Origin of the sequence: Fictibacillus gelatini DSM 15865 (genome assembly GCF_000430745.1) — a bacterium.
GTDB classification, from domain to species: domain Bacteria; phylum Bacillota; class Bacilli; order Bacillales; family Fictibacillaceae; genus Fictibacillus_A; species Fictibacillus_A gelatini.
This window is the reverse complement of sequence record NZ_KE387234.1, coordinates 20,042-44,587: the sequence shown is the minus strand read 5'-3', so window position 1 is coordinate 44,587 and position 24,546 is coordinate 20,042. Positions and strand designations below refer to the sequence as shown.

Sequence of the window (24,546 nt, the reverse complement as noted above, 5' to 3'; positions counted from 1 at the left end):
TGGAGTCCAAATGATGTCCAATAGAACGTGTCTCAAGGACAAAAATGAGGGCTGAAGTCCAAATGATGTCCGATAGAACGTGCCTCAAGGACAAAAATGAGGTCTGGAAGAAGGCTTCATCACGCAATCGAAAGTGTGGAAACGGCGCTATGGCGGAGATTCGATCAGCCTGTATCCGTACAGCATTCCGGCCGACTATTATTTTGATAGACGAATAAACAAAATGGAGCAGTATTATGAAGACGCAAAGGAGCTGGCCGGACGTTTTAATTCATGCCACGGCGTTTCAACTGTGCCTTCCAGTTCCGGTTTCAAACATGTTTCACATCCATTTTAGCCTTCCGAAAGAAGAAATGGAGATGGTTCTGATCGAAGTCCAGCAACAAACGGGAATCGGCATCACCGGCTATTTAATCGAAGTCGACGAAAAAACATGCTACTTCGAAGCTAGCATGGGTGACTTGTACAAGAATGTCCCGAAAGAAGCCATCACGAACGCATTCAGCCGGCTTGATGAAGTGATGAAACAAAGATTCTACACACCAAAAGGATCGTAGGAGTAAAGTCGGCAAGGCAAGCCGGAGTCTGCAAAAATTACTATGGCTTGCCTCATTTTTGTTGCAAAACTTTTTTATTGTCTAAACTCCGTATCTTATTGCCTCATCCTCGCTATTAATTGTCCGAACCAGAAGATATATTATCCAAACTATGCGACTTATTAGCGGAATCCGAACTTTGACTTTGCCTTTAAAGCGGTTTTTGGCACTCACGGAAACGAATCAATCCTTGCCGCTTTTCTAAATGCAGCCTTGAATTTGCCCGATGATAAACAAATTACGACGGTTACGATCCTCGACCCGCAGTTTAATAAAGAAAACGACGAGGATAAAAAGTCTGTTCTGGATGTTCATGCCCAATTAGAAGATGGAAGTCGTATCAATATTGAAATTCAGCTGAAAAACAAACATGATATGGAAAAACGAACCTTGTATTATTGGTCAAGGATGTACGCGAGCCAAATGAAAGAAGGAATGGACTACGAAGACTTATGTAAAACGATAACGATTAATATTCTCGATTTTGTTTATCTTGATTCAACCTCACAGTACCACTCCGTATTCCGACCTTATGAACGAAACGAAAAATTTCTATTGACAGATATGCTGGAAATACATTTCATGGAGCTAACGAAACTGTATAAAAAGTGGCGCAAACGAGAGGTAGATCCAAAGGAAGATCGATTAGTTCGATGGCTGTTGCTGTTAGGATCTTCTGATAACGAGGAACTTACGAAAATATTGGAGGAGATCGCCATGCAAGAAGACCAGATGTTAAACAAAGCGTTTAAAGAATGGGATCGGGTAAGCCAGGATCCGGAAATGCTTCTCGCATATGAAGCTCGTCATAAAGCATTGTTAGACGAACAATCGGCCTTGAAGAGAGCGGAAAGGAAAGGCAAGGAGAAGGGTAGAGCAGAAGGCAAGGAGGAAGGAAAAATTGAAGTAGCCAAAAAAATGCTCGAAGACGGAATATCCCATGAAAAAGTAGCAGAATATACCGGGCTTTCTCTTAAGGAAATCAACAAGTTAGCGAAATCAAACTAGGTTCGATTTTAAAGGAGTCATCTTCATGCAGAACAAAGCGTTTAAAGAATGGGATCGGGTAAGCCAGGATCCGGAAATGCTGCTCGCATATGAAGCCCGTCATAAAGCATTGTTAGACGAACAATCGGCCTTGAAGAGAGCGGAAAGGAAAGGCAAGGAGAAGGGTAGAGCAGAAGGCAAGGAGGAAGGAAAAATTGAAGTAGCCAAAAAAATGCTCGAAGACGGAATATCCCATGAAAAAGTAGCAGAATATACCGGGCTTTCTCTTAAGGAAATCAACAAGTTAGCGAAGTCAAACTAGATCCGATCTAAAGGAGTAATCTGTATGCGAAAGAACTGAGGAATACAAGCACTTTAAATAGTAAAAGTCAAGTTTAGTTCTTCGCTGAATTTGCTAAACTGACAAAAATGTACGTCAAACAAATAATTTTGTAAGGAATAAAAGCCGGAGTGTGCAAAAATCACTCCGGTATTTATTTTTTGTTAGAAACTTTTATTTTATTGTCCAAACGTAACGACATATTGTCCGAATCAGGAAACATCTTGTCCAAACTAAGAGTTTATTGTCGGAAATCAACATTTTATTGTCCGATCGCCCTGGTCAGGATCGAACCTATGAAAATAGCTCCGCATTCAGGAAATTCTTTGCCCAAACAAATGCATAATCCTCCTGGGTGAAATGGTTTTCGAAGCGGCCAAACAGGTTCCAGTCACTTTTAGCGGGTCGCATGCTTATTCAACCAGGAAAGTGGCTACAATGGGAATGTAAAGCGAGCGAATTTCTGGGGGATAGACGATGTCTGACTTTATTGAAACGACTCTCCGCTCCATCGGGGCATTTTTTATTTTGATCATAACCGCGCGCATATTAGGGAAACAAACGCTGGCGCAAATGACCTATTTTAATTTTATAGCTGCGATCACGATGGGAGCGCTGGCAGCGAATATCGCGTTCAATACGACCTTAAAAGCGCGTCATCTGATCCTTGCATATGTCATTTTTGTTTGCGTCACCTATTTAATCGCACTTATTTCATTAAAAAGCCGAAAAGCCCCCAAGTTTTTTGCAGGTGATCCGACCGTTGTCATTCAAAACGGTAAAATATTGGAACATAATATGAAAAAGATGCGCTATACGCTGGATTATTTGAATCAAGAATTGCGGGAAAAAAATGTGTTCAATATTGAGGAAGTCTTATTTGCTATTCTTGAAATCAACGGGCAATTGACCATTTTGAAAAAGCCGCAGTACCGCAATGTAACGAGGCAAGACTTATGGGTAGCGACAACCCCTGAGCGCCAGTTGCCCATTGAATTGATCATGGATGGAAACGTAATCGAGAAAAATTTGAAGGAAAATCAAATTACGGATTGGTGGCTCGAGAATCAATTGAAGAACCGGAATTTACGAGTAGACGACGTGGCATACGCCGTTCTCGGAGCCAATGGAAATCTCTATATCGACACCTATGACGATCACTTGAAGTCTCCAATCGACCAGGAATAGCACGGCGATTTGGGGGGCATCGGTAAAGTGCACGGGCATATGAATTCGTGAAAGACATCGCTAAAATAGGCGGTGTCTGGGCAAACTTGTATTTCAACCGGGAGCATCTTCGTCTTATTAACCATTTAACCGCTATATTGTTCATGAAGCGTACAAGGTCCGAAGTTCGTAATTTGCATGCAAAGTCAATGACCGAGATCCAGCGACAGCCGAATCATATCCCGGCAATGGATCCCGTTTTCGATGATCGGCTCTGGATAGTGCCTGGTGAAAAAATCAAGATCGACGCCGATGATTCGAAAGCCGCATTTTTGATAGAGGGCGAGTTGTCCGATGCTTGAATTTCCGGTTCCGATTTCCATTGTTTTATAGCCTTGCGCCCGGGCTCTTTGAATAGCGTCCATCACCAGCTGTTTTCCTATGCCTTTCCCCTGATGGGCTTCAGCGACAGCAATGTTGACCAACTCCACGGTTTCGGGCCTTGTAGGAAGCAGAACATAGCACCCGACTAGTTTTCCTCCGCTTTCTGCAACAAAGCATTCCCCCCGTTTCAAATACCCTTCAACGATGGTGCGGGAAGGGTCGGCCAAAAGCAATAAATCCATCGGCGCTTTTTCATTCACACCTAGTTTTCTAATGTTCATGGTTCCTCCTTCATTCAGTAAAAATATACTTCCATTGTATCATTCCTGATCCACTATGCAGTAAGTAATCAAAGCCGAATTGAATTTCCGTCCTGGTTCGCGGAATGATTCTATAAAACAGGGCGCAGGTAGAACCAAATTTTTTGGCGGAATTATTCCACAATCCGACGGAAATCGTTCTCAGTTTGACGGAATTCTCGTTAAAATCGGCGGAATTCATTCTCGACCTGGTGAAATTAAGCAAAATCACAGTGTAAAACCCGCAAGTGTACACCCTATAAATATTTCATATAGCGAAATATTAAATATGTAACGTTATTGAACGGAAGAAGGGGTGTTGAAAGGGATGAAACGGTGCGTGATTGATAACTGTGAAAAACCGGCAGTCGGGCGCGGCATGTGCCACATGCATTACAAACGGTGGCAGCGGCATGGCGACCCTTTTGCGACGAGCGTCCGAAAAGTGTGCACGATCGAAGGCTGCGCCGGCAAGCACTTTTGCAAAGGATTTTGCCAGAATCATTATCGAAAGTGGAAAAGGAAACTTTCATCATAAAGAAGAGGGCCAAAGAAGCTCTCTTTTTTTGTCATGCCAAAATTTCGTTGCTATAAAAATAGCATTGGATAAAATGTTAAAAAATGGTGATGATAAAATGGAGAATTTTAATAGAGAAGGACTATTCAATGAAACGGTTAATATCATGTTTACTCATTTTGTCGATATCACTCATCCCGCTCGCCGGCTGCTGGGATCGTAAGGAACTGAATGAATTGGCGCTGACGATGGGACTTGGAATCGACAAAGTGGGGAATAAGTATGTCGTGACCGCCCAGGTTGTCAACCCGGGAGAAGTATCCTCGCAAAAAGGAGGGGCGGGCAGCCGCGCTCCTGTCATTACCTTCGAGTCAAAGGACCAAACCGTTTACGAAGCGATCCGGAAAATGACGAAAGAATCTCCTAGGAAAATTTACGCCTCACATCTCCGCATTCTCGTCATCGGCGAGTCAGTCGCCAGGGAAGGAATCGGCAGAGCGTTGGACTTGCTTTCAAGAAACCAGGAACTGCGGACGGACTTTTACGTCTTGATCGCCAAAGGGACAACGGCGAAAAAGGTGTTGAACGTGACGAGCAGCCTTGAGAAGATCCCTTCGAACAACATGTTTTATGCGCTTAAAACATCAGAGAAAGCATGGTCCGCCACGAGGACGGTGACATTGGATGAGCTTATCAACGAATTAGTCACCCCGGGCAAAGAACCGGTTGTGACGGGAGTGGTGATCAAAGGGGACAAGGAAAAAGGAAAAAAGTTGGAGAACATCATGAAGACGAATCCGGATGCGGCCCTCTTCATCACCCATTTGGGGGTCTTTAAAAAGGATAAACTGATCGGCTGGCTCAATCAAGTCCAAAGCAAAGCGTATGATGTTATTACGAATAAAGAAAAAACGTCGGCAGTCGGTGTGCCATGTCCTAAAGGAGGCTGGTCCGTCTATGAACTTCTTCGTTCCAACACGAAAACGAAAGTGAAGATGAAGAAAGGAAAGCCGGAGATCCATCTTAACATTACAGCAGAAGGCAATGTAGGCGAAGTCGAATGCCAGATGGATTTAATGAAAACGAGCACGATCAGGCAATGGGAGAAGAATTTCAATCAACAAACAGAGACCATCTTTACAAAAGCCATCAAAGAAGTGCAAAAAAAATACAAAGCGGACATTTTCGGATTTGGCGAGACGATTCACAGAGAGAATCCAAAAGCGTGGAAAACACTTCGGAAAAATTGGAACGATCGGTTTGCGGACTTGCCCGTCCATATCAAAGTTGATGCAAAAGTCCGGCGCGTTGGCACAATCGGCAACTCGTTCCTTGAAAAAGTGAAATAGCCAGAAGGTATCGCTATTATTCGGCGGTACCTTTTAAAAAATTGATAAATGCAGCGAAATGATTGATAAATTCCTTAAATGGATCGATAAGTGATCATTTAATTGACATCGGTGTGAAATTGATGGATAAATGTCTCAATTTGATCGATAGTTATACCGAATGGATCGAAATACAAATCGAGTGAATCTTTTTATGCCCTGCCAAAAATTCCTTGCTATTGCTGAAACCTGTCGATATGATAAAAAGAGAAGAGGGGGCATAACTAGAGATGAAAAGGGTTTTATATAGTGTCGTTTGCTTGCTTTCTATCTGCGCTGTTATTTTCGGGAATCGGTATTATCACCATAAACTCGAACAAACGGCGAAAGCGGCAAAATTAAAAATAGGAAAAACGTCCGCGGCTGAGGGCTCCAGTCCAGTCAGCCATCCCAGGGACGGCAACACGAAAAAGCTGACGAAAAACTTTCCTGATCCACTGAAAAAAATCATTCAAGCAAAAATTAAAAAAGGGGAGCCGGTCAAGCTTGCCATTATCGGTTCAGCCGATACATCGGAAGATCCCGGTTCCTGGGTTAACCAGCTGAAACAAAAGCTAGATGAACGTTACGGAGAAGGCGTTTTTGACGTAACGGCAAAAGGCTTTAAAGACGACTGGTCGATTACGATTGCCGAAAATAAAGAATACAAGGATGTCATCGAAACGAAGCCGGATATTCTTTTAATTGAACCGTTTTTGTTAAACGATAGTGGCGAAATACGCGTGGAAGACACGTTAGGCGCACTGGGCATTATTATCGATGATTTCAAGAAAAAGTCACCAAAAATGACAGTCATGGTCCAGCCATCAGTGCCAATCTATAAACCTCAAGGGTACGCTGAGCAAGTAGCGGAATTAAAAACATATGCAAAGAAAAACGGCCTCATTTATGTCAACCATTGGGACAACTGGCCGGATCCGAACTCGGAAAAAATTAAGGCCTACTATGACAAAGATTCGTTGCCAAACGAAAAAGGAAATCGTGCATGGGCTGAATACCTCGGCGATTATTTCACCGGAAACTAATAAAATCCCGTATCACCATCGGTGTGGTACGGGATTTTTATGTACGGCCTCAGCTTAATGCCATTTCTTCATTTTCTCGCGCAACGCTTCTTTAACTTCTTTCGCTTCCGCATCCGTAAGGCTTTTAAAATCGCTTTCGAATTTCACAACAAAGAAAGGGCGTTTCGGTCTGATATGGTTATAGTATAAGTTATAGCCTTCTTCAATATGGCAAACGAGCTTATAGCCGTCTTTGTAAAAGTTCAGCAGATCAACAGGGCCGCCTACCACATCTTCAAACGCTTGAGGAGAATTTTCGATCGATGTGAGGGAAAGCCGTTCTTTATTCGCCATGATTACCGTAATGTCCGACATGTATATTCCTTCTTTCTTTCATTTTGTAGATAAGTAGACCCATCCCCCGGATTCATCGTATAAAGTCAATCGATGAAACGACAAAAATACCGACCGTATCCTGGCAAAGTTTCTATTCTTTTTATCTTCTAAACTTTCCCGTTTTATCCAAAAATTAAACAAAAAACAACCAGAGAATGGATCCCTGGTTGTTCATCAAATGATTAACTCAACGACTGCTTTACTTTTTCCGTAATTTGCTTCCGCTCTTGATCAGAGACGAGCAAATACCAGATGTTGTTGATCATCTTGCCCTGGCCTTTCACTTCGAACGATTCGACATGGTGACGGACACCGGCATAGTTTTTCTGAATATCTTTCATTTCATCAAACGTTAAATTCGTCTTCACTTGATTCCCAAGCACGTCTAAAATATCGTCAATTTTCGTAAACGAAGAAAGATGGGCACCTTTATCAACAATCGCGCTAATGACCTGGCGCTGCCGCTCTTGACGGCCGAAGTCGCCGCGTGCATCTTGGTGGCGCATGCGTACAAACCCTAACGTTTCTGAACCATTCAACGAAATTTCACCTTTCTTGTAAACATGGCCATTTTCTTCATCTTTCCAACTTAACGTATTATTAACCGTAATACCGCCAAGTGAATCCACAATTTGGCTTAATGCTTCCATATTGACTTTAATATAATAATCAATGGGGACATTCAAAAACTTTTCAGCCGAATCAACTGCCATTTGTGGCCCGCCGAATGCATAGGCATGGTTAATTTTATCGACGGTTCCCTTGCCAACAATCTCCGTACGGGTATCACGCGGAATATTGAACATGAGCATTGAATTTTTCTTCGGGTTAAGCGTCATCACAATCATCGTGTCGGAACGGCCCCGGTCCCCTTTACGCTCATCCACCCCCAGGAGCAAAATCGAAATCGGCTTTTTCGCTTCCCCTGTTAACTTAGGCTTCGGTTTCGTTTCATCGCGTTTTAATGGTTCATGCATATTATTAGCAGCAGTTTTTACGGAATGGTATAAATAATACGCATACCCACCGGTTGCGACAATCAACAAACCGACAAGGCAACCGATAATGACCAACGTTTTCTTTAACATGTTTGTCCCATCCTCTACATAATTCTTACAGTCCTATGATAGAGTATAGCGGAAAAGTAAAGAATTTCAATAGTCTTGTAGAAGCCTTAGGAAAATTTGGGCACTTTACGAAATTCTCTACAAATTTTTCAAAATGGTCCCTCAATATGACAAAAATTATGCTATAATACCCTTTGTACTTATAAAAGTAAAGTTAATTAACGTAATATTGGAGGAGAGTATGGAGGAAACGATCAGTCTGAAAGACATCTATTATACGTTAAAGAAACGGCTGAACATTATTATTCTACTAACAGTAATCGCAGTAGCGGTAAGTGGGGTTGTTTCTTACTTCGTTTTAACACCGACATATGAAACGTCGACGCAAATTCTTGTCAATCAGCACCAAGAAAAGGGACAAATTGATTATAATCAGGTACAGACAAACGTACAAATGGTGAATACATACAGTACGATCATTAAGAGTCCTACCATTATGGAAAAGGTCATCGAGCAATTACATTCAAAATCTACAGTTGATGAACTAAATAACCAGGTAACTGTAAACAGTGAACAAAATAATCAGGTGTTTACCGTGACGGTACAAGATAAAGATCCAGCCCAGGCTGTGAAAATCGCAAACACGATTGCCGATGTGTTCCAAAAAGAAATTCCAAAAATCATGAAAATAGATAATGTGACCATCTTATCCAAAGCAGTTGTTAAAGACGATATGGCACCGGTAAAACCAAAACCACTCTTGAACATGGCAATTGCCGGGGTAGTTGGATTAATGGTTGGAGTCGGACTTGCGTTTTTATTAGAGTATTTGGATAACACATTAAAAACAGAGCAGGATATCGAAAATGTGCTTGAGTTGCCAGTACTCGGAACCATTCCAAAAATGAAAGCAGCAGATGAAAAAGCAGCAAAAAAAGTAACCGTGAACCAGGGGATAGGAAGTGAACCACTTTGAGCCGTAAATTACGAAAATCAATCGGTGATTTAACGCATAGAAGTTTAATCACCCATAATAATCCGATGTCGCCGATCTCAGAACAATACCGCACCATTCGGACAAATATTCAATTCTCTTCCGTTGACGGCGAATTCAAAACGTTAATGGTGACATCTGCTGGGCCGTCTGAAGGGAAATCGACAACGGCAGCGAACATTGCAGTTGTATTTGCCCAACAAGGGAAAAGCGTTCTTCTTGTTGACGCGGATCTGCGAAAGCCCACCGTACATTACACGTTTCAAGTGAGTAATATATTCGGATTGACCAATGTATTGACCCGGCAAAAATCGTTAAAAGAGGCGATTCAACCAACGAACGTTCCAGATTTAGATGTGTTGCCAAGCGGACCGATTCCGCCAAATCCTTCTGAATTATTAAACTCAAAAACGATGGATGCCGTATTGGAAGAGATGATCGCTGAATACGATTATATTATTTTCGACACACCACCGGTCTTAGCTGTTACGGATGCACAAGTGCTATCGCATCGCTGCGACGGGACATTGCTCGTCGTAACGAGCGGAAGAACAGGAAAAGACCCGGCTGTTAAGGCGAAAGAACTACTACAAACGGCAGGGGCGAAGATCGTCGGAGTCGTTCTAAACGGGAAAGAAATGGGCAAACAATCGTATTACTACTACTATGGAACGAAATAAGGGGGAATTCGACAAAATTCCCCTCTTTCGAGTGATACTAAATAATGTTATTCTTTTAAAAGAACGCTTTTTTAGGAAGTAGGAACTATTTTTTTGGCGAGATTTTGCAAAAATAGTTTATCTTTATTTTTTCTCAAACAGGAGTGAACTCTATGATTGACAGCCATTGTCATATTTTGCCCGGAATTGATGACGGGGCGCAAACAATTAACGACAGCCTGATGATGGCTCGACATGCAGCTAATGAAGGTATAACGAAAATTATCGCAACACCGCATCATCGCAACGGCCAATATGTAAATACGAAACTGGACATTTTAAAATATGTCGAACTCCTAAATGAAAAACTAAATCAAGAAAATATTCCACTTACGATTCTTCCCGGACAAGAAACAAGAATACATACCAGTCTTCTTGACGGATTTGACTCCGACGAATTACTTACATTAAACGATACAGGAAAGTATTTGTTTGTTGAACTTCCGTCGAACCACGTACCGAAGAATGCAAGTCAACTGTTTTATGAACTGTTATTAAAAGGTGTTACACCCATTATCGTTCATCCAGAGCGGAATAGTGAACTGATGGAAAAACCGGATCTATTATTTCACTTTGTAAAAGAAGGCGTTTTAACCCAGATTACATCCTCTAGTATTATCGGCAAGTTTGGGAAAAAGATTAAGTCTTTTACAGAAAAAATTTTAGAGCATCAATTAACCCATTTTATTGCCTCCGATGCCCATAATATTTCGACCCGTTCCTTCCATTTACGGGGGGCATATGACTATATTGAAAAACAATTTGGGACGCAAACGAGATACTATTTTCAAGAAAATGCCGAACAAATGGTGCTCGGACAAACTATTTTAGTAGAAGATCCGCAGCCGATCAAAAAGAAAAAGCTATTCGGTATCTTTTAAATTAGTTTATAAAACGGACCATGACATTACTAGAAATAGATTGTGTAATTTTTTTGATAAACGTTACAGAGTTGAAAGGGTGATAGGGATATGAAAAAGGTACGAAAGGCGATTATTCCGGCGGCAGGGCTTGGAACGCGTTTTCTTCCGGCAACGAAAGCGATGCCGAAAGAGATGTTGCCAATCGTGGATAAGCCAACGATCCAATACATAGTCGAAGAAGCCGTCCAATCCGGGATTGAAGACATCATCATCGTCACAGGAAAAGGAAAGCGGGCAATTGAGGACCATTTCGATCATGCGTTTGAACTCGAGCAAAACCTGTTTGAAAAAGGAAAAGTGGAGCTGCTCGAAAAGGTGAGAAAATCTTCGCAAATGGCAGACATCCATTATATCCGCCAGAAAGAGCCAAAAGGACTGGGACATGCGGTCTGGTGTGCGCGGAAATTTATCGGGGACGAGCCATTTGCCGTTCTACTAGGGGATGACATCGTTCAGGCGGATAAGCCGTGCTTAAAGCAATTAATGGAGCAATATGAAATGACAGGTGCTTCAATTATCGGAGTGAAAGAAGTTCCTCAAGAACAGACAAGCCGTTATGGGATCATCGACCCGAAATCAAAAGAAGGAAAGCTCTATGGTGTCGAAAACTTTGTTGAAAAGCCGGCGGCAGAAGAAGCACCTTCCAACCTGGCCATCATGGGCCGTTATATTCTTACCCCGCAAATTTTTACATACTTGGATAAGCAAGAAAAAGGTGCTGGCGGGGAAATTCAATTAACTGATGCCATTCAAAAATTAAATACATATCAACGAGTGTTTGCCTATGAATTTGAAGGTGTCCGGTATGATGTTGGAGAAAAGTTAGGATTCATTACCACGTCCATTGAAATTGCTTTGCAACAAAAAGAGATACGGTCGGAACTGCTCGAATTTATGCAAAAAACAATTGAGGAATCCAAGGTGAAAGTTGAAGTTTAGTCTGGGTGAACAAAACGAAGCTTGAATTTCGATGAAAGAGGGATGTGAATGGCTTATCAAAAAAGAGTGCCATTGTTGGTATTATTGGATTCAATCATTGTTTTATGTGCGGTTTATGCAGGGTATTTCACGCTAAACCCATATATGAATGTCTATACTGTACCGATGCTTTTAGTTAGTTCCGTATCGCTATTAGTAAGCCATCACCTATTCGCCTTTTTGTATCGTTTGTATCAAAAGGCATGGGAATATGCTAGTGTTGGGGAACTTATTGCCATTGTAAAAGCAGTTACTTTCTCTGTTTTAACAACGAGTCTTGTGCAATTCGCCCTTGCTCAAGATATTTATTTTCGTGTTCTGGGTATCACATGGATGCTCCATATCATTTTAATTGGTGGGTCGCGTTTTTCTTGGCGGGTCTACCGCGACCGATTTATTTCGAGTTCAACCGAGAAGAAACGGACACTAATCGTCGGTGCCGGAAAAGCCGGTACGATGCTCGTTCGGCAGCTTTTAAAAAGCAATGATACGGACTTGCAGCCAGTTGCCTTTGTTGATGATGACCCTAATAAAGTCAAGTTGCAAATCTACGGAATTACGGTAATGGGGAAAACTTCCGAAATTCCTAAAATAGTGGAAGAAAATGATATTGAAAACATCATAATTGCCATACCTTCCTTAAAAAAGGCAGCCATTAATCGCATTTACTTAGAATGCAGCAAAACGAATGCGAAGACGCAAATTATGCCGATGCTAGAGGATATCGTGTCCGGAAAAGTTTCGGTCAATCAATTCAGGGATGTTCAAGTCGAAGATTTACTCGGGCGTGATCCGGTTGAATTGGATATGGAAAGCATCTCGAAAAAATTGACAGGAAACACGATTTTAGTTACAGGAGCCGGCGGATCGATCGGATCAGAAATTTGCCGTCAGATTTGCAAGTTTAATCCGAATAAAATCGTGCTCGTAGGCCATGGGGAAAACAGCATTTACCAAATTGATATGGAGTTAAGGAATCTTTATAAAGATAAAATTACAATCATACCGGTCATTGCAGATATTCAAGACCGGGAACGGATATTTGAAGTGATTGATGAACACAAACCTGAAGTGATTTATCACGCGGCTGCACATAAACATGTGCCTCTGATGGAGTATAACCCGAGTGAAGCCGTTAAAAACAATGTGATCGGAACAAAGAACGTCGCAGAAGCAGCCGATACATACGGAGTGAAAACCTTTGTTATGATTTCTTCTGATAAAGCGGTAAACCCTACGAACGTGATGGGGGCGACGAAACGGATTGCGGAAATGGTGATTCAGCATCTTGATACGTTAAGCGAAACAAAGTTTGTTGCTGTACGGTTTGGAAATGTTCTCGGCAGCCGCGGCAGCGTCATTCCATTGTTTAAAAAACAAATCCTGGCTGGCGGGCCGGTGACTGTCACTCATCCGGATATGACGAGGTACTTCATGACGATACCGGAGGCCTCCCGCTTAGTACTGCAAGCTGGAGCATTGGCAAGAGGCGGGGAAATTTTTGTATTGGATATGGGTGAACCCGTTAAGATCACAGATCTCGCCAAAAATTTAATCAGGCTGTCAGGCTATACCGAAGACGAAATCCAAATTAAATATACAGGACTACGACCTGGAGAGAAAATGTTTGAGGAACTTTTAAATGAAAATGAAGTTCATGATAAACAAATCTACCCAAAAATCTATATCGGGAAAACGGCCAATCTCTATGTAGAAGAAGTAAATGAGATTATTAACCATCACGAAATGGATCGTGAAACATTAAAACGGAAAGTATTGGATCTAGCTAATAATCGAGTGAAGCGAAAAGAAGTTGAATTATTGGCTACTTAAATTTAAAAGTTTATTTTTTACCCAATGAATGACTTGACAATGGAAGGAAGTCAGAATTATGCCAGACAGAATATTCCTTTCATCACCACATATGAGTGATGAGGGGTATGAAAGGGAATACGTAAAGGAAGCTTTTGATACGAATTGGATTGCACCACTTGGGGAGAACGTAAACCAATTTGAAAAAGAATTAGCGGCTAAGGTAGGTTCTAAAGCAGCAGCAGCGCTTTCATCTGGAACAGCCGCAATTCATTTAGCACTTAAAGCAGCAGGAGTTGGAGAAGGAGATATTGTATTTTGTCCGACACTAACTTTTGCCGCAACGGCAAATCCAATTATATATCAAAATGCGATCCCTGTTTTTATTGATAGTGATTACAAAACATGGAATATGTGCCCGGACGCTTTAGAAGAAGCTTTCGAGAAATACCCTAATGTAAAGGCAGTAATCGTGGTGCATCTTTATGGTTTATCGGCAGACTTGGATAGAATAGTAGAAATTTGCAAAAGGCACAACGTTGCTTTAATCGAAGACGCTGCTGAATCATTAGGGACCTACTATAAAGGAAAGCATACTGGTACGTTTGGAGAGTACGGAATCTTTTCGTTTAATGGAAACAAAATCATCACGACATCAGGCGGCGGGATGCTCGTATCTGATAATGAGGAAAAAGTTGCAAAAGTACGATTTTGGGCAACACAATCAAGAGATCAAGCAAGGCATTATCAACATAGCGAACTAGGGTTTAATTACCGAATGAGCAATGTGGTTGCAGGCATTGGCAGAGGACAACTTAAAGTACTCGACCAACGAGTAGAAAAGAAAAAATACATTTTTAACTTTTACAAGAAAGAACTAGGTTCACTAGAAGGTATAGAATTTATGCCAGTAAATGAATGGGATAAACCTAATTTTTGGTTAAGTTGTATAACGTTAAACGGACAAGTAAGACCAATTGATGTAATAGAAGCACTAGAGAGGGAAAATATTGAGTCAAGGCCGATTTGGAAGCCGATGCATATGCAGCCGTTCTTTAAGAAGCATGATTTCGTTGGAACAAATGTATCAGAGAAGTTATTTGAAAACGGAGTGTGTTTGCCATCCGATACGAAAATGGCAGATAGTGATTTAGAAAGAGTCGTAGAGACAATTAAAGGATTGTGGTTAAAGTAATGAAAAAATCTAAAGGTGGTATCTATAGGCGATTAATAAAAAGGCCGATGGATTTTATATTGTCTTTAGTTGCTATTATCGTTCTTAGTCCTGTATTTTTAGTTGTTGCTATCCTTGTAAGAGTAAAACTAGGTAGTCCGGTGCTTTTTAAACAAAAAAGACCAGGTATGAATGAGAGGATTTTTACGATGTATAAGTTCAGGACAATGACGGATGAACGGGATAAGAATGGAGAGCTATTACCCGACAACGTAAGGTTGACGAAGTTTGGTAAATTTCTTCGCTCTACATCTCTTGATGAGTTGCCTGAACTCATTAATATTCTAAAAGGTGATATGTCTATAATTGGGCCAAGGCCATTATTAGTTCAATATTTACCGCTTTACAACGATTATCAAAAACGCCGTCATGAAGTAAGACCGGGTTTATCAGGCTTAGCACAGGTAAATGGTAGGAATGCTATTAGCTGGGAAGATAAATTTAACCTTGATGTTGAGTATGTTGATAACATAAGTTTTATTGGAGATTGGAAGATTATTTTTCAAACCATTAAAAAAGTTTTTGTTAGGGAAGGGATTAATTCAGAAACTTCAGCAACAATGGAGTTTTTTGAAGGTAATAATGTGGTGAACAATAAATGAAGGATATTAACATTTTAATTTTAAGTGCAGGAAGACGTGTAGAACTCATACAGCTTTTTCAAAAAGCGGCAAAAAAATTAAATGTAAAAAGTATTATTGTAGCTGGAGATTGTTCCAAAACAGCACCAGCTTTATATTTTGCAGATAGAGCTTATAAACTGCCGAGAATTAATGAGACAAATTATATTGATTCTATTATTGATGCGTGTATTCAAAATAACATTAAGTTAATTGTCCCAACCATAGATACAGATTTATTAGTTCTAGCAGAAAATAAAAATTTAATCGAAGAAAAAACGAAAGCAAAGGTATTAATATCAGATAAGAAAATTATAAAAATCTGTAGGGATAAGATTAATACACAAATATTCTTAGAAGAAAACGGATTTAGGGCTCCTAAAATGTATACGGATGAAGAACTTGTTAGTGAAAATATTAAATATCCATTATTTATCAAACCGAAATCTGGAAGTTCGAGTATAAATACGTTTAAAGTAAATAATTCTAACGAATTAGAGATTTATAAGAATATAATTGAAACCCCTATAATTCAAGATTATATAGAGGGGCAAGAATTTACAGTTGATGTATTTTTAGATTTTGGTAGCAATGTAATTACTGTAGTACCAAGACTAAGAATTGCAACTCGAAGCGGTGAAATTTCAAAAGGTAAAATCATAAAAGATAGGGAAGTTATGGATGACGTTATTCGATTAATGAAAATACTTAAGCCAATTGGCCATATAACTGTCCAACTAATGAAGACCGCAAAAGGAATAGAGTATATAGAAATAAATCCTAGGTTTGGTGGTGGTGCTCCAATGAGTATTCAAAGTGGAGCCGACTCATGTGAAAATCTCTTTAGGTTACTAATGGGACAGGAGCTTAGTTATAACGAGAATTATCGAGATAACATCATGTTTTTAAGATTTGATAAAAGTATTTGTCTTGATAAAAATATGGAGTTAATAAAATGGTAAAGGCTGTTATCTTTGATTTAGACGACACACTAATTTCCGAAAAGAAATATATTGAAAGTGGCTATCGACATATATCCAAACTGTTAAGTATTAGATTGGATAAAGATGAAATAGAACTAAATGAACTGTTAACCGAATTATTTAATCAATCTCCTACAAATGTGTTTAATAGGCTTCTTGACAAATTGGGGATTAGCTACACAAAAAACGAAATATTGGAACTTGTCGAAGAGTATCGTAATCATTTTCCGAGTATAGATTTTTTTGATGATGTATCTCCCTGTTTAAAAGTTTTAAAGGAAAAAGGGTTAAAGTTAGGTATTATAACAGATGGATATACAAATGCTCAACGCCAAAAGCTAAAGGCCATTAAAGCGTTTGATTATTTTGATGAAATTATTATTACGGATGAATTGGGAAGGGAATTCTGGAAGCCTCACCCTAAAGCATTTGAAATAATTAAAGATAAACTATGCGTGGAATTTAATGAAATGATTTATGTTGGTGATAATCCTGAAAAGGATTTTTATATTGGGAATTTATATCCAATTAAGACAATAAGGATTTTTAGAGAGGGTATTTATAAAAATAAGAGTTATTTAAAGGGTATTAGAGAAAATCATTTGCTATACAATTTAATTGAACTTACTTTAATTGTTTAAAAAAATTAAAATCATATGAAATACGAAGGCAGGTTATATCCTATACGATACCATGTTTTAGCAAAATACTACTATTTTTTGATAATTTCAAGAGAAAGTAAGTATCATTTGAGAATTTTTGAACAAGTCGATGTTAGTGGGCATGGGAAAATGGTAGCTGATGTCGCATTAAAATGAATAAATGGGATAGCAAAGCTTTCCTTGATGATGATAAAAACATTAAATTTTCAATAGGGATTGAAGTTATCAGAACAACTGCTAATATTCTAACACATATAGAAGATTATGATATTTTTGTAGGTATAGGGAATAATGCCACTAGAGAGAAAGGCTCGAAGATGAAGGAGCAAGTATTCTTACTTTTAATCCATCCAAATGCTGTGATTGGGGAACAAGTCGATTTAAAAGCTAGTGCAGTAATAATGGCTGGTGCAATAATTAACTGTTGTTCAAAATATTAGAAAAAGCTGTGTTGTTAATACTAGAGCTACAATAGATCATGATAACTTAATTGGAAATTAAGTTCATGTGTTCCCGGGTGCCATCTAGCTGGTACGGTGATTATTGGTAAAGGAACGTGTTTCGTATTGGGAGCACAATAAAAATTAGTAAGTGGATGCAAAATTAGTGCAGGTGCAGTAGTTATAAATGATTTAACTGAAACGGGAACTTATATAAGTGTTCCGGCTAGGAGAGTAAATTTTAATGAAAAAGATTCTCATATTGGCTAATAATGATATTGGCTTATATAAATTTAGAAAAGAACTTATTCAAGAGTTAGTTAATAAGTATAAGGTATATATCTCCCTCCCTTATGGTGATTTTATACCTAAGCTGCAAGAGATGGGGTGCAAATTTCTTGATACACCAATTAGCAGGAGAGGAACTAATCCAATAACTGATTTGAAACTCTTTTTAAGATATAAAAAAATCATTAAGGAAACTAATCCTGATGTAGTTTTAACGTATACGATAAAACCTAATGTTTATGGTGGCTTAGCTTGTAGAATTACTAAAACCCCATATATTTCCAATATCACCGGGTTAGGAAGCGCAGTTGAAAATGGGGGATTTCTACAAAAAATTACTTTGTTTTTGTACAAGATATCCTTAAAAAAAGCAAAGTGTGTATTTTTCCAGAATCAGGAAAATAAAGAATTCTTAAACAATAAAATCTCTATTAACAATTACAAATTATTGCCTGGTTCTGGAGTTAACCTTGAAGACTATTCATTATTAGATTATCCATCTACGAAGGTAATACATTTTCTATTTATAGGACGTGTCATGAAAGAGAAAGGGATTGATCAGTATTTAGAAGCAGCTCAATATATAAAAAAAAAATATCGAAATACAGAATTCCATATCTTAGGTTTTTGTGAAGGTGAATATCAAGATAAATTGAAAAATCTACAGGAAAAAGGAATTATTCAATATCACGGTATGCAAAGTGATATTATAAAATTTTTAAAGTTTTCGCATTGTACGATTCATCCTACTTATTATCCTGAAGGTATGTCAAATGTATTACTTGAAAGTGCTGCATCTGGAAGGCCTAGCATAACAACTAATAGAAGTGGTTGTCGAGAGATAATTGATGACAAAATAAATGGTTTTATAATTGAACAAAGGAATAGTAAAGATTTAATTGAAAAAATAGAGTATTTTCTAAGTTTAAGATATGAAATAAAAAAACAAATGGGATTAGCAGGTAGAAGAAAAGTAGAAAAAGAATTTGATAGACAGAAAGTTGTTGATTTCTACTTAAAAGAAATAGAAAAACTTGAAGTTGAAACAAAATAATAGTTGCTCTTTGTAAAACATTTTAAAACGGATTGGATCTAAGAACTTTTTTGCATTTCACATACTTTTGATCTAAGAAGCTTTAAAGTTAGAAGGAAAATATACGAATTATCAGTGATACTGTTGCCAATGAAATTTATAAAATGAGTGAGGTTTACTTTATTCTTCAGAAATTTTGAAGTGAAAGTATGATTTTTATTATCATTCTAATACAATGAATAAAGAAGACTTTAATATTTTAGAAAAAACATTATAAAACAAAAAAATTTAGTAGTTTTTACACTTAGATGTTCAGGTTTTTATGGGATTTTTAAAGATACTTTTCAAATTAACACATTCCAACTTTGCTAAGAGGTAAATAAAATGGAAAAGCCAATTAGAATATTACATGTTTTTGGTAGATTAGATCGTGGTGGAGCCGAAACAATGATTATGAATTTATATCGAAATATTGATCGATCTAAAATCCAGTTTGATTTTATAATTCATACCAATGAAAAATGTGATTATAACGATGAAATATTTAGCTTGGGTGGTAAAGTTTATAGTATTCCTCGCTACACTGGTAAAAATCATTTTATATATAAAAAGGTGTGGAAAAATTTCTTTAAAAAACATCCTGAATATAAGATTATTCATGGTCATATGAGAAGTACAGCAGCAATATATCTTAAAATAGCAAAAAAAAATGGGCTAATTACAATTGCTCATAGCCATAGTACATCTTCAGGAACTGGACTTTTATCGATTATAAAGAATACATTACAATATCCTATTAGATATATTGCAAATTATCGCTTTTCTTGTTCAGAAGCTGCAGGGATATGGTTGTTTGGTAAAAAAGGTTGCAGGAGCGAAAATTTTTATATACTTAATAATGCAATTGATACAAAAAAATTTATTTTTAATGAAACAATTAGGATAAAGAAAAGGAAAGAGTTTCAAATAGAAGGTAAGTTTGTAATAGGCCATATTGGCCGCTTTCATGCCGCGAAAAACCATGAATTCTTGGTTGAAATTTTTAAAATGATTCATGATAAAAATAAAAATACCGTATTAATGCTGGTCGGGGATGGAAGTAACCGGCAAGTGATTGAGAAAAAGGTGCAGGATTTGGGGTTAATTGACAGTGTTATTTTTGCAGGAGTACGTAGTGATATACCTGAATTACTGCAGGCTATGGACGTTTTTGTATTTCCTTCTCTCTTTGAAGGTCTTCCTGTTTCAGTTATTGAAGCGCAGGCTGCTGGTTTACCTTGTATTATATCAAAACAAATAACGCCTGAAGTGAAAGTATCTGATTTAGTAACAAGTATTTCACTTAGAGAACCGCCTGAACATTGGGCAAAAATAGTACTGAGCCATTCCGAAGGATATGATAGAGGAAATATTTATTCTGAAATAGTAAAGGCAGGCTATGATATCAAACATACAAGTAAATGGCTCCAAAAATTTTATTTAGAAAATAGAAAATGGAAATTCAATGGACGCATACAATAAATTCATTGAATTTCTAATAAAATATGTTTCATTAAGTGCTAAAATTTCACATGATAAACTTTTGAGGGTGTTAACATTTGAAGAATAGTCCTTTATCAAAAGGCTTGGTGAGCCTAATATTTGCTAATTTAATTACATTTGCTTCAAGCTTAATAAGTGGTTTTGTTGTACCTGGTATACTGGGCTTAAAAGAATATAGTTATTGGCAAACTTTCGTTCTCTATACGGCGTATGTAGGATTCTTTCATTTTGGATTTTTGGATGGTCTTTATGTTAAAAATGGAAAATATGATTATGTAGCCTTAAATAAAGGAAAATTTAAAGGTTATCTATATTTTACTGTAATTTTAGAATTAATTATTACGTGTATTGGTATTTTTATAGGAATATTTTTCTTCGATGGAATGACAAAGATCATCATCATTATGTTGTCTATTAGTGTTTTAACCCAAAATATTATTACCTATTTTAGTTATATATGCCAAATAACACAAAGATTCGGAATTTATGCCAAAAACACAATGATATCTAGATTGATTTTCTGGATATCAATAGGTTTAATTCTTCTTATAGGCTTTAAATATGCCTTACTATTTATGATTTCGCAGTTATTAATAGATTCCTTTATCATTATAAATTTTGCTATAAACAATAAAGAAATAGTGTTCGAACAAAAAGCTGAGTTCGATTTAAAAGAAATTAAACGGTTTTTTAGTATTGGGTTTATGATTTTACTGGCAAATTTTATTGTGATTTCAACCATGAGAGTTGGGAGTATTTATGTAAACAATGTATTTTCCACAACGGATTTTTCTATATACGCTTTTGCAAGCAATATTATGAGTATCATAGGATTATTTATTAATTCTCTAGCAATGTTTTTATTTCCATATCTTTCTCGCGTTGAAGAAAAATATCAGCTAAAAGATAATTACTCCAGATTTAGTAACTTAATCATTATTTCGGCAGGCTTTTTTATTAATGTATATTTTGCGGCAGAATTAATTATTAATTTATTTTTAAAAAAATTTGCTTTATCCATTGAATTATCTGCTTTTTTATTTACTACACAAATGTATACCGCACAAATTTACATTGTTTCAAATAATTACTTTAAAAGGCTTGAAAAGAAACAGACTTTTATTGTTTCCAGTCTAATAGGGTTGCTTATTAATATTATTTATATTGTAGCAGCAACTAAATTAGATAAGAGTTTATTTTCTGTAGGAATAAGTGTTTATTTAGCTGCAGTTACTTGGGTGTTTGTAAATGATCTATTATTTCATAAAATATTAGGAACCAATTTTTTTAAAAAAAACATAGGATTACTAGTACTGTCATGCTCCTTTCTAGTCATAGCTAACATGAAACAAACTATTTTTATACGAATACCACTCTATAATTTAGTATATTTCATTGTCATTAGTGTATTTTTTAGAACAGACTTTTTATGGCTTTTATCAATAATTAGAACTAAATTACCTGTTAAGAAAAAAATAACATTAAACAATTAGATAGGAGGTTTTCAATTTTGAAGGAAAAATATATTAGGTTATTTTGGAAGTTGCCTCTTTCAATTAAGGCAAAACGAAAAATTTTACAGTTAAGACGTAAAATCATTGGATATAAGAGGAGTATTTCAGAAGAAATATCAGTAGCTGCTGATGATGATTCTTTATTAAATAAGTATGTAAAACAAGTGTTGAGTATACCGGCCATTGGGAATAGAACAGACAGCTATGTTCCAGAGTCTGACGATTTTTATACTCGTGAAAATGAGGATCCAGATATTTTTGCATTTTATTTAACCCAATATCATCCAACAAGGGAAAATGATGAATGGTGGGGGAAAGGAACAACAGAATGGAATAATGTGAACAGGGGGATTCCTCAATTTTTAGGACATAATCAGCCGAGGTTGCCTGGCGAACTGGGATATTATGACTTACGAATAAAGGAAGTGTTTGAAAGACAAATTGAATTGGCTAAAAAATATGGTGTAAAAGGCTTCTGTTTTTATCACTATTGGTTTAATGGAAGGAGAATCTTAGAGAAGCCTTTAGAGATGTTTCTGTCCAATCATGATCTGGATATTCCATTTTTTTATTGCTGGGCAAACCATAGTTGGTACAAACGCTTCGAAGGGACGAGCGATGAAGTCTTGCTAAAAATGCCGGAAGATGAAGAGTCCTATCGAAACTATATACATGCCATCATTAATGATATGAAAGATAAACGGTATTATCGAATAAACGATAAGCCAGTACTAATGGTATATCAACCAACAGATGTCCCTAATACTAAAAGTACCCTTTTATATTGGAGGCAAGTAGCCAAAGTAAACGGATTTGTTGATTTATACTTGATCGCTGTTCATGAAGTAGGGGCCAACAATGATTATAGAAAATACGGTTATGACGGATCATCAGAGTTTCATCCTAAAACATTCTTTAATCTTTTAAATGTTATTAATAATCAAATAGATTTTATTAATAAAAACTTTGAAGGACGTGTATATGATTATAAGGAAATCGTGGAAAGCAAAATCTATAATCAATATCATGCTCCTGTCTTGTATAGGTCGGCCATGACTCTTTGGGATAATACAGCTAGGAAAAATAATAAGGGCCAGATTTTTTATAATGCAACCCCAGAGTTATATAAAAAATGGCTTAAAGACTTAATATTAATCACAAAGAAGAATAAGAATTTAGATGCAAAACTTATTTTTATTAATGCTTGGAATGAGTGGGGAGAAGGTGCTTATCTTGAACCGGATAGAAACTATGGATACGCAATGCTTAATGCAACTAGAAAAGCAATTGAAGAATCACGGACTGATAAATAGGGCTGCGATTCTAGTTATATGGATTTTTGTTATTTTCTATTTCCAATTAACCAATATTAACTTATTAATTATATCAATTTGCTTTTGTAGTTTATTTTTATTGAACATAGACTATTCGATTGGAACAATCATATTATGTTATGCACTGATCCCTTCTGATTATATAAATTATATGTTTGTTCCATCACCTTTTGGGAATTTTCCATTTTATGTTCTGTTAACCTTTGCTTTTCTAATTATTGAATGTATAAATAACATTTTTGTTAAAAAAAATTTCAAGATAAGTAAATCAAACTTTAAAATCACCTATTCATTTATACTACTAATTATTGCTATCCTAATCACAGTATTATTTAATGGTTTAAGTAAAGAAATGATCTCAAATACGATTAAATTTATTGTTCAAATTATGGGGATAGGCGGTTTAATTTTATTAAAAAATTTAAATAGGAAGGAAATTGATAAAATTCTCCTGTTCTGTATTTGTGTTTCTATGTCCGTGTCCTTTATTGCAGTAATTGAAGTAATTGGTAAAGTCAACATTTATAATTTTTATGGCCGTCAATATTATTCCCAATGGTATGATTATGTCTTATCCATTAATAGTTCATGGAGAGCCAAGTCCACATTGGGTAATCCGTTAGTATTTTCTTCATATTTAATTTTATCTATACCAATAATAGAATATTTCAGGCAAAAATGTTTAAATACATTTTGGCTTGTTATATTTATTTCCTCAATATCTGTGGGAATAATACTATCGGGTTCACGTAGTGCATGTTTGGCTTTGGTTATTTATTTTATTTATATTATTATCAAAAGTAAAATAAGGCAAAAAATAACTATCTTAATTTTTTCTGCTGCTGCTGTCGTAATAATCCTTTATAAAGTCGATTTAAGCCTTTTGCTGGAACGGATTTCAAATGCTGGATCAGATGGATCATTAGCTGATAGACAATTAGCATATAGTGTATTTTTAAATGTTATAGGTCTAAATATTTTTGTGGGGATAGGACTTGGAAATACTTATTCCGCTTTGGCTGGTATGGTTGGTGGCAATAATACTTTTGATAATGGGATATTAGAATTGCTTTATGCAATTGGCATCTTAGGGGTTATTCCAATTATTTATTTACTCATTACACTTAGATTTGTTCATAATAATGGACAGCAAACTTATAGATATAATTTGATCATAAATAGCCTTATAATTGCAATGCTCTATCTATCGTTCTTTTTAAATGTGACTAAATACCAATCCTTATGGGGTGTTTTCTGGGTGTATATGTTTCTTTTATATAAATTAAAAACTAGAGTGAAAGCAATAAACAAATAAATGTTTTTTT

At 36.9% G+C, this 24,546-nt stretch carries 24 protein-coding genes and 1 pseudogene; 22 read left to right on the top strand and 3 right to left on the bottom strand.

Features of this window, described 5'->3' with window-relative positions:
- Nucleotides 1–236: 236 nt before the first annotated feature.
- The 4 genes and pseudogenes from H538_RS24810 to H538_RS0121835 all read left to right on the top strand — a co-directional run bounded on the left by H538_RS24810 (nucleotide 237) and on the right by H538_RS0121835 (nucleotide 3,111).
- Nucleotides 237–557 carry a hypothetical protein gene (locus H538_RS24810; RefSeq protein ID WP_026679393.1) on the top strand — a complete coding sequence of 107 codons (321 nt, stop codon included), beginning with the start codon at nucleotides 237–239 and terminating at the stop codon, nucleotides 555–557.
- A 180-nt stretch (nucleotides 558–737) separates the two neighbouring features.
- A pseudogene (locus H538_RS24805) lies at nucleotides 738–1,604 on the top strand (Rpn family recombination-promoting nuclease/putative transposase); the annotation flags it as partial.
- 25 nt (nucleotides 1,605–1,629) lie between these two features.
- Nucleotides 1,630–1,905 (top strand): Rpn family recombination-promoting nuclease/putative transposase, encoded by a 276-nt coding sequence (locus H538_RS0121840; RefSeq protein WP_026679392.1) that lies wholly within the window; start codon nucleotides 1,630–1,632, stop codon nucleotides 1,903–1,905.
- Between the two features lie 495 nt (nucleotides 1,906–2,400).
- Nucleotides 2,401–3,111, top strand: a complete 711-nt coding sequence (locus H538_RS0121835; protein WP_026679391.1) for a DUF421 domain-containing protein — start codon at nucleotides 2,401–2,403, stop codon at nucleotides 3,109–3,111.
- A gap of 185 nt (nucleotides 3,112–3,296) precedes the next feature.
- On the opposite strand, the gene H538_RS0121830 is transcribed toward H538_RS0121835, so the two are convergent.
- Nucleotides 3,297–3,755: a GNAT family N-acetyltransferase gene (locus H538_RS0121830; protein ID WP_026679390.1), complete on the bottom strand. Its 459-nt coding sequence runs from the start codon at nucleotides 3,753–3,755 to the stop codon at nucleotides 3,297–3,299.
- Between the two features lie 346 nt (nucleotides 3,756–4,101).
- Between H538_RS0121830 and H538_RS0121825 the strand changes: the two genes are divergently transcribed.
- The 3 genes from H538_RS0121825 to H538_RS24800 all read left to right on the top strand — a co-directional run bounded on the left by H538_RS0121825 (nucleotide 4,102) and on the right by H538_RS24800 (nucleotide 6,703).
- Nucleotides 4,102–4,311, top strand: coding sequence for a hypothetical protein (locus H538_RS0121825; protein WP_026679389.1), 210 nt, complete (start codon nucleotides 4,102–4,104; stop codon nucleotides 4,309–4,311).
- A gap of 128 nt (nucleotides 4,312–4,439) precedes the next feature.
- Nucleotides 4,440–5,639 (top strand): Ger(x)C family spore germination protein, encoded by a 1,200-nt coding sequence (locus tag H538_RS0121820; RefSeq protein WP_026679388.1) that lies wholly within the window; start codon nucleotides 4,440–4,442, stop codon nucleotides 5,637–5,639.
- A gap of 269 nt (nucleotides 5,640–5,908) precedes the next feature.
- Nucleotides 5,909–6,703, top strand: a complete 795-nt coding sequence (locus tag H538_RS24800; RefSeq protein WP_051291630.1) for an SGNH/GDSL hydrolase family protein — start codon at nucleotides 5,909–5,911, stop codon at nucleotides 6,701–6,703.
- A 54-nt stretch (nucleotides 6,704–6,757) separates the two neighbouring features.
- Here H538_RS24800 and H538_RS0121810 read toward each other — a convergent pair whose 3' ends face one another.
- Entirely contained in the window at nucleotides 6,758–7,057 is a 300-nt protein-coding gene (locus tag H538_RS0121810; protein ID WP_026679387.1) for a hypothetical protein, read from the bottom strand.
- Between the two features lie 203 nt (nucleotides 7,058–7,260).
- The gene (locus tag H538_RS0121805; RefSeq protein ID WP_026679386.1) at nucleotides 7,261–8,166 is read right to left on the bottom strand and encodes an LCP family glycopolymer transferase; all 906 of its coding nucleotides are present in this window, start codon (nucleotides 8,164–8,166) and stop codon (nucleotides 7,261–7,263) included.
- A 220-nt stretch (nucleotides 8,167–8,386) separates the two neighbouring features.
- Between H538_RS0121805 and H538_RS0121800 the strand changes: the two genes are divergently transcribed.
- The 15 genes from H538_RS0121800 to H538_RS0121730 all read left to right on the top strand — a co-directional run bounded on the left by H538_RS0121800 (nucleotide 8,387) and on the right by H538_RS0121730 (nucleotide 24,536).
- On the top strand, nucleotides 8,387–9,121 hold the full coding sequence (locus H538_RS0121800) for a YveK family protein (RefSeq protein ID WP_026679385.1): 735 nt from the start codon (nucleotides 8,387–8,389) through the stop codon (nucleotides 9,119–9,121).
- Entirely contained in the window at nucleotides 9,118–9,819 is a 702-nt protein-coding gene (locus H538_RS0121795; protein ID WP_035351967.1) for a CpsD/CapB family tyrosine-protein kinase, read from the top strand. Before H538_RS0121800 ends, H538_RS0121795 begins: the two co-directional genes overlap by 4 nt.
- Before the next feature lie 152 nt (nucleotides 9,820–9,971).
- Nucleotides 9,972–10,739 (top strand): tyrosine-protein phosphatase, encoded by a 768-nt coding sequence (locus tag H538_RS0121790; protein ID WP_026679383.1) that lies wholly within the window; start codon nucleotides 9,972–9,974, stop codon nucleotides 10,737–10,739.
- A 90-nt stretch (nucleotides 10,740–10,829) separates the two neighbouring features.
- Complete coding sequence (galU, locus tag H538_RS0121785) at nucleotides 10,830–11,720, top strand: UTP--glucose-1-phosphate uridylyltransferase GalU (protein ID WP_026679382.1); 891 nt, start codon at nucleotides 10,830–10,832, stop codon at nucleotides 11,718–11,720.
- 48 nt (nucleotides 11,721–11,768) lie between these two features.
- Nucleotides 11,769–13,592, top strand: a complete 1,824-nt coding sequence (locus H538_RS0121780; protein ID WP_026679381.1) for a polysaccharide biosynthesis protein — start codon at nucleotides 11,769–11,771, stop codon at nucleotides 13,590–13,592.
- Nucleotides 13,593–13,650: 58 nt separating this feature from the next.
- The gene (locus tag H538_RS0121775; RefSeq protein ID WP_026679380.1) at nucleotides 13,651–14,766 is read left to right on the top strand and encodes a DegT/DnrJ/EryC1/StrS family aminotransferase; all 1,116 of its coding nucleotides are present in this window, start codon (nucleotides 13,651–13,653) and stop codon (nucleotides 14,764–14,766) included.
- Nucleotides 14,766–15,407, top strand: coding sequence for a sugar transferase (locus H538_RS0121770; protein WP_026679379.1), 642 nt, complete (start codon nucleotides 14,766–14,768; stop codon nucleotides 15,405–15,407). Before H538_RS0121775 ends, H538_RS0121770 begins: the two co-directional genes overlap by 1 nt.
- A complete protein-coding gene (locus tag H538_RS0121765) occupies nucleotides 15,404–16,387 on the top strand; it encodes an ATP-grasp domain-containing protein (RefSeq protein ID WP_035351964.1) in 984 nt (327 codons plus the stop codon). Before H538_RS0121770 ends, H538_RS0121765 begins: the two co-directional genes overlap by 4 nt.
- A complete protein-coding gene (locus H538_RS24795; protein WP_051291629.1) occupies nucleotides 16,381–17,049 on the top strand; it encodes an HAD family hydrolase in 669 nt (222 codons plus the stop codon). Before H538_RS0121765 ends, H538_RS24795 begins: the two co-directional genes overlap by 7 nt.
- Nucleotides 17,050–17,222: 173 nt before the next feature.
- Complete coding sequence (locus H538_RS27080) at nucleotides 17,223–17,510, top strand: PglD-related sugar-binding protein (RefSeq protein ID WP_322786432.1); 288 nt, start codon at nucleotides 17,223–17,225, stop codon at nucleotides 17,508–17,510.
- 244 nt (nucleotides 17,511–17,754) lie between these two features.
- Entirely contained in the window at nucleotides 17,755–18,852 is a 1,098-nt protein-coding gene (locus tag H538_RS0121750) for a glycosyltransferase family 4 protein (protein WP_026679377.1), read from the top strand.
- A gap of 363 nt (nucleotides 18,853–19,215) precedes the next feature.
- Complete coding sequence (locus H538_RS0121745; protein WP_026679376.1) at nucleotides 19,216–20,352, top strand: glycosyltransferase family 1 protein; 1,137 nt, start codon at nucleotides 19,216–19,218, stop codon at nucleotides 20,350–20,352.
- 77 nt (nucleotides 20,353–20,429) lie between these two features.
- Nucleotides 20,430–21,866, top strand: coding sequence for an oligosaccharide flippase family protein (locus H538_RS0121740; RefSeq protein WP_026679375.1), 1,437 nt, complete (start codon nucleotides 20,430–20,432; stop codon nucleotides 21,864–21,866).
- Between the two features lie 17 nt (nucleotides 21,867–21,883).
- Nucleotides 21,884–23,200, top strand: coding sequence for a glycosyltransferase WbsX family protein (locus H538_RS24785; RefSeq protein ID WP_051291628.1), 1,317 nt, complete (start codon nucleotides 21,884–21,886; stop codon nucleotides 23,198–23,200).
- Nucleotides 23,121–24,536 carry an O-antigen ligase family protein gene (locus H538_RS0121730; protein WP_161627227.1) on the top strand — a complete coding sequence of 472 codons (1,416 nt, stop codon included), beginning with the start codon at nucleotides 23,121–23,123 and terminating at the stop codon, nucleotides 24,534–24,536. The genes H538_RS24785 and H538_RS0121730 overlap by 80 nt, the downstream gene beginning before the upstream one ends.
- Nucleotides 24,537–24,546: the final 10 nt, after the last annotated feature.